This is a genomic window from Pectobacterium aroidearum, assembly GCF_041228105.1.
Classification (GTDB): domain Bacteria; phylum Pseudomonadota; class Gammaproteobacteria; order Enterobacterales; family Enterobacteriaceae; genus Pectobacterium; species Pectobacterium aroidearum.
Window position 1 is genome coordinate 3128992 of the sequence record NZ_CP166097.1, and the last position, 15404, is coordinate 3144395.

The following is a 15404-nucleotide window of genomic DNA, read 5'->3' on the forward strand; positions in this document are numbered from 1 at the left end:
CAGGACGATACGGTGATGAATGCCACGTCCTATCATTCAACTTACAACCCATAACAGAATGCCATTAGGAGTCCTCCACCATGCAAATGATTAAAACCCGTGCAGCCATCGCCTGGGGTCCCAACCAACCCTTGTCGGTTGAAGAAGTGGATCTGATGCCACCGCAGAAAGGTGAAGTTCTGGTACGCATCGTCGCAACCGGCGTGTGTCACACGGATGCCTATACCCTGTCCGGCAAAGATCCTGAAGGCGTATTCCCGGCGATTCTTGGCCATGAAGGCGGCGGGATTGTTGAAGCCATTGGGGAAGGCGTAACCAGCGTCGCTGTCGGCGATCACGTGATCCCGCTTTACACACCAGAATGTGGCGAGTGTAAATTCTGTCGCTCCGGCAAAACCAACCTGTGTCAGGCTATTCGCTCCACGCAGGGCAAAGGCCTGATGCCAGACGGCACTACCCGCTTCTCCAAAAACGGCCAGCCGATTTTCCATTACATGGGCACCTCCACCTTCGCAGAGCACACCGTCGTGCCTGAGATTTCGCTGGCTAAAGTCAATAAAGAAGCGCCACTGGAAGAAGTCTGCCTGCTGGGCTGCGGCGTGACCACCGGCATGGGTGCCGTGCTGAATACGGCAAAAGTTAAAGCGGGCGATACGGTTGCGATTTTCGGTCTCGGCGGCATTGGCCTGTCGGCGATTATCGGTGCGCAAATGGCCGGCGCCGGACGCATCATCGGTGTCGATCTCAATACCAGCAAATTCGAACTGGCACGTAAACTCGGTGCTACCGACCTCATCAACCCGAAAGATTACGATAAGCCGATTCAGGACGTCATCGTTGAGCTGACCGATGGCGGCGTAGACTTCTCCTTCGAATGTATCGGTAACGTTAATGTCATGCGTTCCGCGCTAGAGTGCTGTCATAAAGGTTGGGGTGAATCCATCATCATCGGCGTGGCTGGTGCAGGTGAAGAAATCGCTACCCGTCCGTTCCAACTGGTGACTGGTCGCGTATGGCGCGGTTCTGCCTTCGGCGGCGTAAAAGGCCGTAGCGAACTGCCAGGTATTGTCGATCGCTACCTGAAAGGCGAATTCCCGCTGAATGACTTCATCACCCACACCATGGGACTTGACGAGATCAATACAGCATTCGATTTAATGCACGAAGGCAAATCGATTCGCACTGTGATTCATTTCGGTTAATTGCACCACCGTCAGGAACAGAAAAAGGAGGCTGTACAGCGATGACCTCATCACTGGAACTGCTGGAAGAACACCGTATGTTTGGTGGCTGGCAACAGCGCTACCGCCATGTGTCAGACACGCTGAACACCACGATGACGTTCAGCATTTATCTGCCGCCGACGCAGGATGACACGCCGCCGCCCGTGCTTTACTGGCTGTCCGGGTTAACCTGCAACGACGAAAACTTTACGACGAAAGCAGGCGCGCAGCGCATTGCCTCCGAACTGGGTCTGGTGCTGGTGATGCCTGACACCAGCCCGCGTGGTGACGGCGTAGCAGATGATGCCGGATACGATCTGGGTCAAGGCGCGGGATTCTACGTGAATGCCACGCAGGCGCCTTGGTCGGCACACTACCGGATGTATGACTATATCAGCAGCGAACTGCCAGCGTTGATCCAGCAGCATTTTAACGTGAACCGTCGTCAGTCTATCAGTGGGCATTCGATGGGCGGACACGGCGCGCTAATGCTGGCGCTACGCAATCCAGAGCAATTCCTGTCTGCATCCGCGTTTGCGCCGATCGTTAACCCAAGTCAGGTTCCCTGGGGACGCAAGGCGCTTACCGCCTATCTCGGCGAGGATGAAACGCAGTGGTTGCAGTATGATAGCTGCCATTTACTGGCAAATAGCCAGAAGAAGCTGCCAATGTTGGTCGATCAGGGAGACTGCGATCAGTTCCTCCCCGACCAGTTGCAACCGGCGAAACTGGAAGCACTGGCAAGCCAGTATGACTGGCCGCTGACGTTGCGGACACAGTCCGGCTATGACCACAGCTATTTCTTCATCGCCAGTTTTATCGAAGATCATCTGCGCTTCCACGCGCACTATCTGTTTGAAGAATAACTGCCTGTTTGAAGAATAACTGCTCGCAGTTTGAAGAATAGCAGCCCGAATAATGGTGCTATGCTTACCTCGTTGAGCGCCGCGCTCAGGAATCTCCTGAGCGCGTTTTCTCTCCCTGCAATAACCCAATCGCCGTAATCCCTGAACAACGCGAGCGCACCTGCCGCGTGCGGCCTTAACGGATCAAAAAAGAAAAAAAGGAAATCTTGATGATACACGTTCATCACCTCGAAAAATCCCGTTCAACCCGCGTGACCTGGCTGTTGGAAGAGCTGGGCGTTGATTATGAAATCATTCGCTACGCGCGTGACCCAAAAACATTTAGTGCTCCCACATCGCTCAAACAAATTCATCCGTTAGGTAAATCACCGGTGATTACCGATGGCGAACTCACGATTGCCGAATCCGGGGCCATTGTGGAATACCTGATTGAGACTTACGGCAACGGCAGACTCCGTCCACAGAATGGACAAGCGCTACTGGACTATCGCTTCTGGCTGCATTTCGCTGAAGGTTCACTCATGCCGCTGCTAGTAATGCGCTTGGTATTGGCAAAAACAGAATCCGCACCGATGCCGTTTTTCATCCGCCCCATCGCACGCAAAATTGTGCAGAGCATCGAGAAGGCCTTTATTGTGCCGAGGCTGACGACGCAACTTCAGTTCATCGAACAGCATTTGAGCACACAAGACTGGTTTGCAGGAGAGTCGCTCAGTGGTGCCGATATACAAATGGCAGTCCCATTGGTGTTGGCGAAAACGCGTCTGGATTTCAACCGCTATCCGCATATTCAGCAATACATTGAGCGGATAGAGAGCCAGCCAGCTTTTCAACGCGCTCTCGCTCAGGATTAACGAGGCAATAGACCCTCTCCTGATCGGGGATGAATAACAAATCGATAGGGAAGCGACAGAGCAAGAATTCTGTGAGCGTTTACTGATTATTCATGATCTAATAACGATATGCTGCTGTTTACCCCCGATATATTTCGAGCTGTAACTCTATTTTTCAGGTTATAACACAATATGGTTAGAAGGCTCGAAAGGTGGTATACCGTCAGGATGCGGCATTGATACGTTGGGAGTGATTAATTTTGCAGAGAAAACGAGTTTCATCAACAGAGTTGTTTTCAGTCGGATACGATGCAGAAAAAAGTCAGTTAGAAGTCGAAATGCTGAATGGGAGCATTTACCTCTATAGCGGCGTCGCACGCATGATTTATGAAGAACTGATGGCAAGCAAGACGAAGTACCGTTACTACGCCAGCTACATCAAAAATTCATTCCCCTACGAGAAAACACAGTAGCTTTTAAAGATAAGTAATGGTTTTTTAAAGATAAAGAATAGTCGTTAAGGGCGGAGAGAGTTCTCTCTCCGCTTCTTCGCATCCGTTTATTCTTCAGTAGATTCAACGGTAGTAAAGGCTGCCATCAACACGTCTTCATTAAGCGCCAACGGCAGATAATGAATGGATTCTCCCGCCTGCAAAGTTCGAGCAATAACGGCCTGAAGCGCCGCGCGATCGTGAATATCCACATCCAGTGCAGCCAATGAGGTTGGTAAACCAAACGCCTTAAACGCCGCTTTCAGTTGGCACAGCGTTTCACTATCCCCTAGCAAGGCGCTCTGTACCAGAATGCCATAAGCAACTTTAGTGCCGTGCAGGAAGCGTTCCGTTTGCGGCAACACCGTCAAACCGTTATGAACCGCATGCGCGGCCGCCACACGGGTGTAACGTTCCCCCAACCCGCCAACCATGCCGCCTCCGGCAATGATCGCATCCACCACATCCAGGAAATCCTGCGTCAGTTCGCCACGCTTGATGGCTTCCAGCGCCGCTGCACTTTGTTGTAGCAACACATTGCGGATATCCAATGCGGCCTGTAAACCCAGCCGAACAGAAAGCGGTAACGTTTCTGGCTGAGGGCTAAGCACCACGGCTTCATACCACTTCGCCAACGTATCGCCGACGCCAGCCAATAGGTATTCCACGGGTGCCGCCAGCAGTATTCGCGGTTCCACCAAGACCAGATGGTTAGCGTCAGTGAAAATTTCGAAGCGCAGCGCCTGTCCGGCATCGTTATACCAGACGGACAGCGGCGTCCAGGCCGCACAGGTCGCGGCAATGGTTGGAATTGCCACCAGCGGCACGCCAATATGACGCGCGGCGACCTTCGCGGTATCCAGCACCGCCCCACCGCCGACGCCAATGACAACCTGACAGTCATCGCCCGCCTGTGCCACTAGTTTTGCAACTTCACCTTCACTGCAATGCGCACCAAACTGAACGCGTCGGGCTGACGGCGCGTCGAACTCGGCGGGCAAATACGGTCGCGCCGCCGCAATCGCCCGCTCGCCGTAGATCCACAACGCGTTTTTCAGCACGTCTGGCGGATAAAACTCCAGCAGCTTATCGATAGCGCCAGAGAACGAAAAATAGTTGGCGGGACCAACCTGTACGCGGACTGTCGTTGTGTGCATGTTTGAATCTTCCTCGCCGACCACTCTCGTGAGCACGGCTCTTATTTTATCTTATGTTTGTCTGGTAGATGAATCTGCTGCGCTACCCTATTGATAATCCCATCTTATTCACTTGCTTGCGGCAGCTTAAGAACTTTTTTACTTAATTTATGCTTTTTCGTTCATAGCCAGTCAATCTCAAACACTTGAAGCTGTATTAAATTCTCTGGGATATGTGCTACCTTTCTTTTCCGTTATTTCATGACCCTGACCGCCAAGAGCGTTACCGACCATGATCCCTACCGCCCAAAGCCGATTGGAAATGCAGAACATTTCCATCTCCTTTTCTGGTTTCCACGCCCTCAAGCAGGTTAATTTCACACTGGAAGGTGGTTCGATTCATGCACTGACCGGCGCAAACGGCGCGGGTAAATCCACGCTCATGACCATCTTATCCGGCGCTTACGATCACTATCAGGGCGACATTCTAATTAATGGCAAGCAGGTCGATGTCCATTCACCGCGTGATGCCAAGCGGTACGGTATTCATCTGGTGCAGCAGGAAGTCGATGTCGCGCTGGTTCCCACGCTGTCCGTAGCGGAAAACATTATGCTGGATACGCTGGCGCAGGACGGGCATCTGCTGAGCTGGCCGCAGATATACCGTCAGGCGCAAGCGTTGCTCGATCAGCTTGGCGTTCACCTGAATGTTCGTCAGCGGCTGGATACCTGTTCGCTGGCAGAGAAACAGCAAATTCTGCTCGCCCGAGCCTTGTCCCACGAATGTCGTTTCCTGATTTTAGATGAACCCACAGCCCCGCTGGATCAGGCCGAAAGCGCTCGCCTCTTTCAGGTAGTACGCCGTTTGCAGGCGGATGGCATCGGAATCGTGTTTATTTCCCACCGTATTCATGAGCTGAGCGAAATCTGCGATACGTTGACCGTCCTGCGTGACGGCGAGTTTGTCAGCAGCGGCGCGATGCAGGGGCTCAGTGGCGAAGCGATCGTGGAGAGAATGCTGGGGCATCGGCTTGACGATATTTTCCCACCGCGTCGAACCGCACCTGCTGAAGAAACGCTGCTTCAGGTCACCGGTTTGCACGATGAAACACTGCTGCACAATATTTCCCTTACGCTGCGCAAAGGGGAAATTCTGGGCATTGCTGGGCTGGCAGGTGCGGGGAAAACCGAGCTATGTAAAGCGCTGTTCGGCGCGGAACCCTGCCAAATCGCGCAAGGTGAATATCGCGGTAAGCCCTGGCGACCGCACTCGCCACACCAGTCCGTCGAACAAGGTTTGGCGCTGGTTCCTGAAGAGCGGCGTAAAGAAGGCATTTTTATTGATGAATCCGTCACCATGAATCTCAGCATCGCCGCCACCGACAGCTTTTCCCGCTGGGGCGTTTTCAGCCGCAGTAAGGCTGTTAGCTGGGCGAAACAGGTCGTTGAGCAGCTTACGGTTCGCACCACCGGTCCGACGCAAAAGCTGGCGCGCCTGTCAGGTGGGAATCAGCAAAAAGTGGCTATCGGCAAGTGGCTACGCAGTGAAGCACAAGTTCTTATTTTTGATGAGCCCACCAAAGGCGTAGATATCAAGGCCAAGCAGGATCTGTTCACGCTGATTGACGGCCTCGCTCGTCAGGGAAAAGGCATTATTTATGCCTCGGGTGAATTTTCCGAACTTGTCGGACTCTGCGATCGCATCTGCGTGCTATGGGATGGCCGCATTGTCGCCGAGCTGAACGCCTCTGAGATTGACGAAGAAACCTTACTTTTATATTCAACTGGAGGAACTCCCGCGTGAGTCACCCACTTTCATCTAACGGGGCGCTCCCCTTCCGTCACCACGTTTTCGAGTTTCTCTATAAGTGGGGCATGCTGATTACGGTTGTCGCGCTGATTACGCTTTTCGGGCTGGCGTCGGACAACTTTCTTGACCCGTATAACATCATCAATATTCTGCGCTCTATCGCCATCGTCACGGTGATTGCGATTGGCGTCTCTATCTCGCTGTCCGTCGGCGGTTTTGATCTGTCCGTGGGCTCAACGGCGTCGCTGGCCAATGCACTGGTTATCTCGCTTTTTGTCTGGTACGGATTCGGCACCACAGGCGCGATCGTTCTGACACTTCTTCTGTGTACGCTGGTTGGGCTATTCAACGCCTTTCTTATCGTCGTACTGAAGATTCCCGATATGCTCGCGACACTTGCCAGTCTGTTCGTCATTCAGGGCGTCGCGATGACGTACAGCTATGGCGGCTCCATCACCCAGAACATGGTATTGCCCAGCGGTGAAATGGCGGAAGGCGTTATTCCTGAGTTCTTTGCCACACTGGGTCAGGTACCGGTCATTGTGGTCATCATGCTGGCGGTAACGGTGTTGGTGCAGCTGTATCTGTCCCTTACCAAACACGGTCGCCGGATGTATGCCATCGGCGGCAACCCGGAAGCCGCTCGACTTGCTGGTATTCGTACCGCGCGTTATCGGGTACAGGCGTATGTGTTTTCTTCATTACTCGCGGCGCTGGGTGGCATCTTACTGGCATCACGCATAGGCTCTTCTCAGGTCAATGCTGGTGGTGGCTATTTGATGGATGCCGTTGCCGCGGCCTACATCGGTTTCTCGCTGGCGGGATCCGGCAAACCGAACGCGCTGGGTACGCTGCTCGGTGCTGTTATTCTTGGCGTCTTGCAGAATGGGCTGGTGATGCTCTCCGTGCCTTACTACGCCATGGATATCATCAAAGGTCTGGTTCTGGCGCTCGCGCTGGCAATGACGTATATCCAGAAACGCTGATACGCATTAACCTGACTTCCGCCCCATTCATCCGAATTCGGGGCGGATTAACAACGCAGCCCGCCACTCCCTTCACTTTCTTTCATTAATCGGCTTTTTACACTGGTAATTATCACTGCACCACCTGATTATTTACTGCCGTTATTATTAAGAAATAAATATTCCCTCGCACAACAAAGAGGGTAATCAGAATAATCACAACGAATGACATTTTCGCTTTAAGTCTGGTGCACACTACTTTCATTCGCTCGCGGCTATCTTTCATTCCGGTGTGGATATAGTGGGCATGAAGCAGATAATCAACAGTGAAAGATTCAATCTGGTGAAACGTTCAATTTTAGTAATCAATTAAAATTGATGAATATCATATTTACGCTGCCGGGTAATATTCCTTCATACCCGGCGAAATCAAATTATCTCTTATTTGTATCCATTCTGCTGGGCATACTCATCAATATTTTCAATCGTCTTTTCCATCAACAATTGCAGTGATGAGGCAGACGTCCAAGAGATATGCGGTGTAATCAGAAGATTCGGCAGGGTTTTCGCCGCGACCATCAGTGGATTGTCTTTTTGCGGCGGCTCCTGCGTTAGACAGTCGAGCGCAGCACCGGCAATGACGCGCTGCTGCAATGCCGCTGCCAGCGCGTTTTCATCAATCAACCCGCCTCTGGCGGTATTAATAAGAAACGCAGTGGGCTTACACAGCGCGAGCGTCTCCGCATTAATCAGGTGCTGCGTACTGGCATTCAACGGGCAGTTGAGTGAAACCACATCCGCTAGCCGCAGCACGTCTTCAAACGGCAGATAACCAGCACGACACAGTGAGACTCCACGATGCTCGGCAAAAATCACCTTCATCCCCAGCGCCTGCGCCAGTCGCGCAACTTCCCGCCCAATCGTACCCGCACCGATGATGCCCAGCGTCGCGCCCGCGATGTCCTTGACGGGGTGATCAAAATAGGCAAATTGCGACTGGCTGGCCCAGCGATCGCCCAATTGATCGCGATACCACGCCATCAGGCTGTGCTTTAGCGCAAAAATCATGGCAATCACATGTTCAGACACGGCTTGCGTCGAGTAGCCAGGTACATTTTTGACCGTGATACCCAGCTCTTTGGCAGCAACAAGATCGATATTGTCGGTTCCCGTTGCCGTCACGGCAATCAGCTTCAGTGCAGGCAACGCGGCTAAAGTGTCACGCGTTAATAAGGCTTTATTCGTAATGATAACGTGGGTATCTTTGGCTCGGTCGATAACGTGCTCGGGCGAGGTGTAGCAATATTCAATCCATTCATGGCGGCATTGTGGACGCCTAAAATTCGTCTTTTTCAGGAAAATGGTTTCAGGCAGTGAGCCTTTATCCAAAAAGGTAATTTTTAACATCATCGTGCCCTGGTTGCTATTCATACACTGACTGACGATTGCAGATATCAAGCGACTCCACAATCGGCAATCACGACAGGTATTCTCATACAAAAATAATGAATTAAATTCTCTGTACGACACAAGACAACGAACGTATTAATAACGTTACACTTCCTGCCTCATCGGAAATCCATCACTCCGTAACGTGAAGCGTAGTCAGCATTAAAGCAATTAACAATACCCAATATAACGAATTTCATTCATTGACATTGTTAGCATCGATATTCAGAAATATCACAAAAACAATAAAGCCTTACTGATAATCGTTCATTGTTCTCATGAGTTCGGTGAAAGAGAGGAGAGTAATAACGGGTAACAACGCAGTCTGGTCGTTAATCAGAAAAAATAAATATGAGAGAAAAACTGCGTAAGTGATGCCATATAGCTGGAGAGAGGAAGTAAGCAAGTGTCCTCATCCCCGAAACGGATGAACATCCGCTTCGGGGAAAGATGACAATCAGAAATTAACGTTGACTGACATCCAATAGTTACGACCCGGAGTGACATAACCTGTCGTAGAACGGCTGGAGTCAAAGTAATCACCCGCGTAGTATCCGTTATACGATTGTACTTGGGAGAAGTCCTTATCCAGTAAATTGTTTACCGTACCATTCAGAGTAACATCTTTCGTCACTTTGTAAGAGGCTCCCAAATTCACTACCGTCCACGCTTTCAGGTTGGCACCGCGCGCATTATGCACCAGCTTCTCATCATCACTCAGATTGGCATAATTGCTGAGAAAACGCGGGGTTTTGCCATGATATTCGGCGGCCAGCCAGGTAGCCCACTGCTCGTCAATTTGCCAGTTCAGGCGAGCATTCGCCATATGCTTAGCGGTGTTAGTGAGTGCAGCGCCGGGATTATCCCCACCGATTTGTTCACTGCGTGTATAGGTATAATTCAGTCCCAGCGTTAATTCTGGAACAACCACAGGGAAAGACGTTGCGAATTCAACACCCTGAGTTCTGGCTTTACCAATGTTGCGGCTAGAGCCAACGCTTTCCGTAACCACCCTACCATTTGGTAACGTTATTCTATTGCTGCTAATCGTATAGCTATCAATTTTGTTTTTGTAATTGTTCACAAAACCGGTGATGTTAGCTTTTACATTCGCGGCATTCTCATAGTACAGACCCGTCTCAAAGTTGGTGCTTTCTTCCGGCTTCAGGTTAGGATTACCAAGAACCGTCGACCAGCCATTCCCCGCAACGCCGCTGACGCCATTATGTAACTGTGCCAGAGAGGGGGTTTTGTAACCCGTACTGACACCACCTTTTACCGTCCAGTCGTCCGCGACATTCCATACCAGATAAGCACGCGGGCTCAGATGGCCGCCGAAGCTATCGTGTTTCTCATAGCGGGCACCTAACGTCAGAGACAGAGGATCGAGTAGCTGCCAGTCATCTTCTGCATACAGCGACCAGCTTTTTTGTTCGAACGTTTCACCGCTGTTTGCCAGCACGATGCCGTCTTTGAGGCGTGCATCCCAGAATTGCCCACCAACCGTCAGCAGATGATCCTCCCCGACTGGCGACACGAGCATCGTATCGAAGATAGTGTTAGTGTTCTTCAGTTCACGGTCACGACCAGAAAGGCCTGCATTAGCGGTATTCAACACGCGTGGTGTCAGCAAGCGACCTTTGTTCTCGGTCACTGTATAGGACAGGTTTGAGCTCCAACGACCAAACGAGAGGTCGGTATCATGGCCAATTGCCAGTTTATTACGCTCAAAACGCAATTCATCGCGGTATCCACCGCCACCAACACCAATCGGGCCCAGTTGGCTACTGCGGTTATCGTAAGTCTGGCGTGACACATCGCCATCAATCCACAGGGTATTGGCGTCGCTGGTTTTAAAGCTCAGTTTCCCACCGACAGTGTAGTTATCAGTCTTGGTCGGGAAAGGAACACGCGTGTCACCCGTCCCGCTCAGTGAGGTGACGCTTGATCCCTGACGATGTTCCACATTACCGCGTAATGCCAAACTAAATTGATCATTCACCAACGGACCAGAGGTATAGAAACCCAGCGTGGAGCTGTCACCCCATTTACGGTGTTCTTGCACTGTATGTGACAGATTAACGCTGCCACGCCACTGCTTGCTGTCTTTCTTGGTGATAATGTTGACCACACCGCCAATCGCATCGGAGCCATAGAGTGTCGACATCGGCCCGCGAATCACTTCAATACGCTCAATGGCTGACAACGGTGGCATCACCGCCGTATTCATGGTGTCAAAACCATTCGGCGTGGTATCTCCGCTAGCATTCTGACGTACACCATCGATCAGAATCAGAGTGTAACTGCTCGGCATACCGCGGATGCTGATATCCAGTCCTCCGGTTTTGCCCGTACCGCTGCGCACATCAACCCCTTCCACGCCACTTAACGCTTCTCCCAGATCGTGATAACTTTTTTGCGAGAGTTCTTCCTCACTGACGACAGAAATGGACGCTGGTGCGTTCGTCAACTTTTTCTCATAACCACTCGCGGTGACAACTAAAACATCATCACTACCTGCCGCTATCGCGACATTTGTTGCTGTGGCCGCCAGAGCCAGTGCGACTGCATTCTTGAGATTAATCAGAGAATTTCCTTTCATGATTCCTCGTTATTTTATTGAGTTTTTTTGCAGAAAATAGTGTAAAGGAATGCATTTAAACGTAAATGATAAGTATTAGCATTCTTCATTTCGTTTAACTACGGTTTAGAAATGCCATTTTTCGTAGCACGAAAGCGCTTAACAAGAAGAATAAAAACGGTTAGGGAGGACTTTCCAGCAATAATTAAATTCAAAATATTTGATATAGAAATGAAGTTTTGCCCAATAAAAACGCCGCTGATAAGTATGTTATCAGCGGCGTGAAAGGCGATATGCTAAGTTAAAAAGCAGCGATAGTTAATCGCGTGCTTACGATTTAGTCTTTATGATCGGGGAACGTCATATCCTGATACTTGATGAAGCTCGTTCCACGGCACAGCTTATAGCCAAACCAAATCAGCAGGAATAGCGGAATACCGATGTACGTTGCCGTGACACCATACCAATCGATCTTATCTTCCAGAAATGCCTGATAGTTCTGCCCCAGCGTGATGATCAGGCAGAGCACAAAGGCAAAGATCGGCCCCAGCGGAAAGAAACTCGATTGATAAGGCAGACGGTTCAGGTCATTGCCTTGCATGACATAGCCACGACGGAAACGGTAATGACTGACCGCGATCCCCAACCAGGCAATAAACCCCGTCATACCCGAAGTATTCAGCAGCCACAGGTAAACCGTTTGGTTGCCATATAAAGAAGACAGGAAGCACAGCGCCGCCACCACGGTTGTGGCATACAGCGCATTACGCGGCACGCCGCCTTTTGATAGCCTGGCGAAAATACGCGGCGCTTTGCCTTCCGATGCCAGCGTAAACAGCATACGCGTCGAGGCGTACATCCCGGAGTTACCCGCCGACAGCACTGCCGTCAGGATGACCGCATTCATGACCGCCGCGGCAGACAGCAGGCCAGCATTCTCAAACACCAGCGTGAACGGGCTTACCGTAATGTCTTTGACATCATTACGCAGCAGGTTCGGATCGGTATAAGGAATGATTAAGCTGATAATCAGAATCGCGAAGATGTAAAACAACAGGATACGCCAAAAAACCTGACGAATCGCACGGGGTATGTTTTTACCCGGATCCTGAGACTCCCCCGCAGCCACGCCGATCAGTTCAGTTCCTTGAAAAGAGAAACCGACGATCATCGCAACGCCAATCATTGCGGAAAAGCCCCCTGCAAACGGCGCATCACCGATCTGCCAGTTGTGGAACCCCGCATTTTCCGCACCGCTCATGATGCCGGTAATCATCATCACGCCAACGGCAATGAAAATGATGACTGTCGTCACTTTAATCAGTGAGAACCAATACTCGGCTTCACCAAACCCTTTCACGGAAATGTAGTTAAGCAGGAACATCAGCGCCAGGAAAAGGGCGCTCCAGACCCAGCCGGAAACCTCAGGGAACCAATATCCCATCACCAACTGCGCGGCGACCAGATCGACCGCAATGGTTACCGCCCAGTTGTACCAATAGTTCCAGCCCAGTGCGAAACCAAACCCTTCTTCAACATAACGGGAACCGTAGGTAGAGAATGAACCGGACACCGGCATGAATGCCGCCAGTTCGCCCAGGCTGGTCATCAGGAAGTAAACCATCAGCCCAATCAGGGCATAAGACAGAAGTGCGCCACCGGGGCCTGCTTGTGAAACCGTCGCACCAGAGGCGACAAATAATCCGGTACCAATCGATCCGCCAATGGCGATCATCGTTAAATGCCGTGCTTTCAGTTCACGGCGCAGGGTCGGTGCGCCCTGTGTAGTTTGTTGAATATCGTGCTGAGCCATTGTTATCCCGCGTGCTCGTGCTAAAAATCGAGGCGGGATTGTAGCAAATAGCATTGTGCTGGATAGTTAAGATCGTCGAGTTATAAGAGAGCTTAATAACTCGCGTCCGATTATTAGCAGCAGAAAATATTTTCGCTATGGTGTTTCGCAGCAATAACTCAGGAAACGCTGCAGCACATTTGAAAGATGTTTCTGTCGGTGATGTACCAGATACAGCGTCCGCGTAAGTTTAGGCAATGGCACCTTCAACTCTACCAGCGAGCCTGACGCCAACTGTTCGGCAATGACATGTCGCGACAGGCAACTGATGCCAATCCCGTGGCGAACCGCATGTTTAATCGCCTCAGAATTCCCTAATTCCATAACCAGATGGAAATGCGACAGGTGCGTCAGCAGCAGATGATCCAACACTTCACGCGTACCTGATCCACGCTCGCGCAGGATCCAGTGCGCATCAGCCAGCGCGGTTAATGATACCGAGCCCCGACTGAGCGGATGCTCCGGAGAGCAAAAGACTACCAGTTCATCTTCCAACCAGGGTTGCGTAATCAAATCAGGATGATGGCAAGGTCCTTCGATCAAACCCAAATCGACGCTGAATTCAGACACGCGGGTAATCACATCTTTGGTATTGCCGACATGCAATTCCAGTGGGATCTCAGGGTAATCATGGCGATAGCGGGCAATCATCGCAGGTAATAGATAGTTGCCGATGGTACTACTGGCATAAATACGCAGTGCTCCATTGTCACGCCGGAAGAGCTGCTCAATTTCCATCGACTGTTCAAGTAATGCCAACGCTTTCGGATACAGCAGGCGACCATGCTCATTGACCACCAGACGTTTACCCACACGATCGAAAAGTTGAACACCCAACTGCCCTTCTAAATCCGCCAGCGCGGCGCTAACAGCCGATTGAGACAGGGCAAGCACAACGGAGGCTTGTGTCGTTGAACCACTTTTCAGGACTTCGGCAAAGACTTCCAGTTGACGTAACGTGATATGCATAGTGCGCTCTTTATCTGAAATACCTATAGGTTATAAATATATAATCAATTTCTCTTTTAATCTCGTGGATTATAAGCTGGCTTCTCAATTCGGTACGGTCAGAATAGGCACCAAACCCATGGCTCTTCCTGCAACGTTACAAGCGATGGTTCCACCCAATGGAGCAAAAGCGCGATTACCCGGTCTGCTGTTAGTAAGTTTAATAACTTTTTCACTCCTCTGGCTGGCAAATATTCCGAAAATCGCCCACTGGGGACCCGGTTCTCTGACATTAGCGATCCTTATTGGGATCGTGCTGGGAAATAGTGTTTATCCACGGCTGCATCCGCTGTGCGACTCTGGCGTGCAGTGGGCCAAACAGCATTTACTGCGCTGGGGCATCATACTTTATGGCTTTCGTCTCAGCTTTCAGCAGATTACCGCCGTTGGCGTGACTGGCGTCGCCGTCGATCTTACCGTGGTCACGCTGACGTTTTTGCTCGCCTGCTGGATGGGTAAACGCTGGCTGAAGCTCGACAATGAAACCGTGATACTCATCGGTGCTGGCAGCAGTATCTGCGGCGCGGCGGCGATCATGGCAACCGCACCCGTTGTCAAAGCGTCCAGCAATGCCATTGCCGTCGCCGTTTCCACCGTGGTGATTTTCGGTACGACGGCCATGTTTTTGTATCCGTGGCTCTATCAGCTCAATCTCGAATATCACTGGATTGAGGTCACGCCACAGATCGCCGGCCTGTACTTTGGCTCAACGATACATGAGGTCGCTCAGGTCGTTGCCGCCGGACATGCCGTCGATGGCGCTACGGAAAATATCGCCGTCATCAGCAAAATGCTACGCGTGATGATGTTAGCGCCTTTCCTTATCATTCTTGGGTTCTACCTAAAAAAAGCGACGCAAAAAAGTGATACACAAAACGCCATTCCACTGATGTTCCCATGGTTTGCGCTGGGTTTTATCGCCGTGGCCGCCTTTAACTCTTTCCCGCTCCTTTCCCCCGCCGTCGTCACGCAGTTGGTTCAGCTTGATAATGTGCTGCTGACCATGGCGATGGTTGCGCTGGGGCTCACAACCCGATTCAGCGCCATTCGTCAGGCAGGCGCAAAACCGCTACTGCTGGCTCTCGTTTTATTTATCTGGCTGGTGGTTGGCGGTGCAGGAATCAATCTGTTCTTCGAGCATTTATTCGGCTAACGATAAATTATTTACCTGTTAACGTCTGATTAACCTA

Annotated in this window: 12 protein-coding genes; 7 read left to right on the forward strand and 5 right to left on the reverse strand. The window is 51.1% G+C overall.

What is annotated here, in order from left to right; all coding sequences use genetic code 11:
* The first annotated feature begins 80 nt into the window (after window positions 1-80).
* The 4 genes from AB8809_RS14280 to AB8809_RS14295 all read left to right on the forward strand — a co-directional run bounded on the left by AB8809_RS14280 (window position 81) and on the right by AB8809_RS14295 (window position 3395).
* Window positions 81-1202 (forward strand): S-(hydroxymethyl)glutathione dehydrogenase/class III alcohol dehydrogenase, encoded by a 1122-nt coding sequence (locus AB8809_RS14280; RefSeq protein WP_015839927.1) that lies wholly within the window; start codon window positions 81-83, stop codon window positions 1200-1202.
* A 41-nt stretch (window positions 1203-1243) separates the two neighbouring features.
* Window positions 1244-2089 carry an S-formylglutathione hydrolase gene (gene fghA, locus AB8809_RS14285; protein ID WP_349856392.1) on the forward strand — a complete coding sequence of 282 codons (846 nt, stop codon included), beginning with the start codon at window positions 1244-1246 and terminating at the stop codon, window positions 2087-2089.
* A gap of 209 nt (window positions 2090-2298) precedes the next feature.
* Window positions 2299-2943, forward strand: coding sequence for a glutathione S-transferase (locus AB8809_RS14290; RefSeq protein WP_349856394.1), 645 nt, complete (start codon window positions 2299-2301; stop codon window positions 2941-2943).
* A gap of 239 nt (window positions 2944-3182) precedes the next feature.
* A complete protein-coding gene (locus AB8809_RS14295; protein ID WP_015839924.1) occupies window positions 3183-3395 on the forward strand; it encodes a KTSC domain-containing protein in 213 nt (70 codons plus the stop codon).
* An 86-nt stretch (window positions 3396-3481) separates the two neighbouring features.
* Here AB8809_RS14295 and AB8809_RS14300 read toward each other — a convergent pair whose 3' ends face one another.
* Window positions 3482-4570, reverse strand: a complete 1089-nt coding sequence (locus AB8809_RS14300; RefSeq protein WP_349856396.1) for an oxidoreductase — start codon at window positions 4568-4570, stop codon at window positions 3482-3484.
* Between the two features lie 271 nt (window positions 4571-4841).
* Here AB8809_RS14300 and AB8809_RS14305 point away from each other — a divergent pair, with 271 nt between their 5' ends.
* Window positions 4842-6353, forward strand: coding sequence for a sugar ABC transporter ATP-binding protein (locus AB8809_RS14305; RefSeq protein WP_349856397.1), 1512 nt, complete (start codon window positions 4842-4844; stop codon window positions 6351-6353).
* 71 nt (window positions 6354-6424) lie between these two features.
* Complete coding sequence (locus tag AB8809_RS14310; RefSeq protein ID WP_219607039.1) at window positions 6425-7345, forward strand: ABC transporter permease; 921 nt, start codon at window positions 6425-6427, stop codon at window positions 7343-7345.
* Between the two features lie 420 nt (window positions 7346-7765).
* On the opposite strand, the gene AB8809_RS14315 is transcribed toward AB8809_RS14310, so the two are convergent.
* The 4 genes from AB8809_RS14315 to yieE all read right to left on the reverse strand — a co-directional run bounded on the left by AB8809_RS14315 (window position 7766) and on the right by yieE (window position 14175).
* Window positions 7766-8755, reverse strand: coding sequence for a 2-hydroxyacid dehydrogenase (locus tag AB8809_RS14315; protein WP_080516294.1), 990 nt, complete (start codon window positions 8753-8755; stop codon window positions 7766-7768).
* 475 nt (window positions 8756-9230) lie between these two features.
* On the reverse strand, window positions 9231-11375 hold the full coding sequence (locus AB8809_RS14320) for a TonB-dependent receptor (protein WP_349856399.1): 2145 nt from the start codon (window positions 11373-11375) through the stop codon (window positions 9231-9233).
* A gap of 316 nt (window positions 11376-11691) precedes the next feature.
* Window positions 11692-13167 (reverse strand): amino acid permease, encoded by a 1476-nt coding sequence (locus AB8809_RS14325; RefSeq protein ID WP_256541961.1) that lies wholly within the window; start codon window positions 13165-13167, stop codon window positions 11692-11694.
* A gap of 135 nt (window positions 13168-13302) precedes the next feature.
* Entirely contained in the window at window positions 13303-14175 is an 873-nt protein-coding gene (gene yieE / locus AB8809_RS14330; RefSeq protein WP_015839917.1) for a DNA-binding transcriptional regulator YeiE, read from the reverse strand.
* Window positions 14176-14293: 118 nt separating this feature from the next.
* On the opposite strand from yieE, the gene AB8809_RS14335 reads away from it, so the two are divergent.
* Window positions 14294-15367 carry a YeiH family protein gene (locus AB8809_RS14335; RefSeq protein ID WP_349856402.1) on the forward strand — a complete coding sequence of 358 codons (1074 nt, stop codon included), beginning with the start codon at window positions 14294-14296 and terminating at the stop codon, window positions 15365-15367.
* Window positions 15368-15404 lie beyond the last annotated feature (37 nt).

Bases quoted from the DNA above. Each gene is read 5' to 3' on its own strand.
- AB8809_RS14320 (WP_349856399.1), bottom strand. From the start codon at position 11,375: ATGAAAGGAAATTCTCTGATTAATCTCAAGAATGCAGTCGCACTGGCT.
- AB8809_RS14300 (WP_349856396.1), bottom strand. From the start codon at position 4,570: ATGCACACAACGACAGTCCGCGTACAGGTTGGTCCCGCCAACTATTTT.
- AB8809_RS14290 (WP_349856394.1), top strand. From the start codon at position 2,299: ATGATACACGTTCATCACCTCGAAAAATCCCGTTCAACCCGCGTGACC.
- AB8809_RS14310 (WP_219607039.1), top strand. From the start codon at position 6,425: ATGCTGATTACGGTTGTCGCGCTGATTACGCTTTTCGGGCTGGCGTCG.
- AB8809_RS14305 (WP_349856397.1), top strand. From the start codon at position 4,842: ATGATCCCTACCGCCCAAAGCCGATTGGAAATGCAGAACATTTCCATC.
- AB8809_RS14280 (WP_015839927.1), top strand. From the start codon at position 81: ATGCAAATGATTAAAACCCGTGCAGCCATCGCCTGGGGTCCCAACCAA.
- AB8809_RS14325 (WP_256541961.1), bottom strand. From the start codon at position 13,167: ATGGCTCAGCACGATATTCAACAAACTACACAGGGCGCACCGACCCTG.
- yieE (WP_015839917.1), bottom strand. From the start codon at position 14,175: ATGCATATCACGTTACGTCAACTGGAAGTCTTTGCCGAAGTCCTGAAA.
- AB8809_RS14315 (WP_080516294.1), bottom strand. From the start codon at position 8,755: ATGAATAGCAACCAGGGCACGATGATGTTAAAAATTACCTTTTTGGAT.
- AB8809_RS14335 (WP_349856402.1), top strand. From the start codon at position 14,294: ATGGCTCTTCCTGCAACGTTACAAGCGATGGTTCCACCCAATGGAGCA.
- fghA (WP_349856392.1), top strand. From the start codon at position 1,244: ATGACCTCATCACTGGAACTGCTGGAAGAACACCGTATGTTTGGTGGC.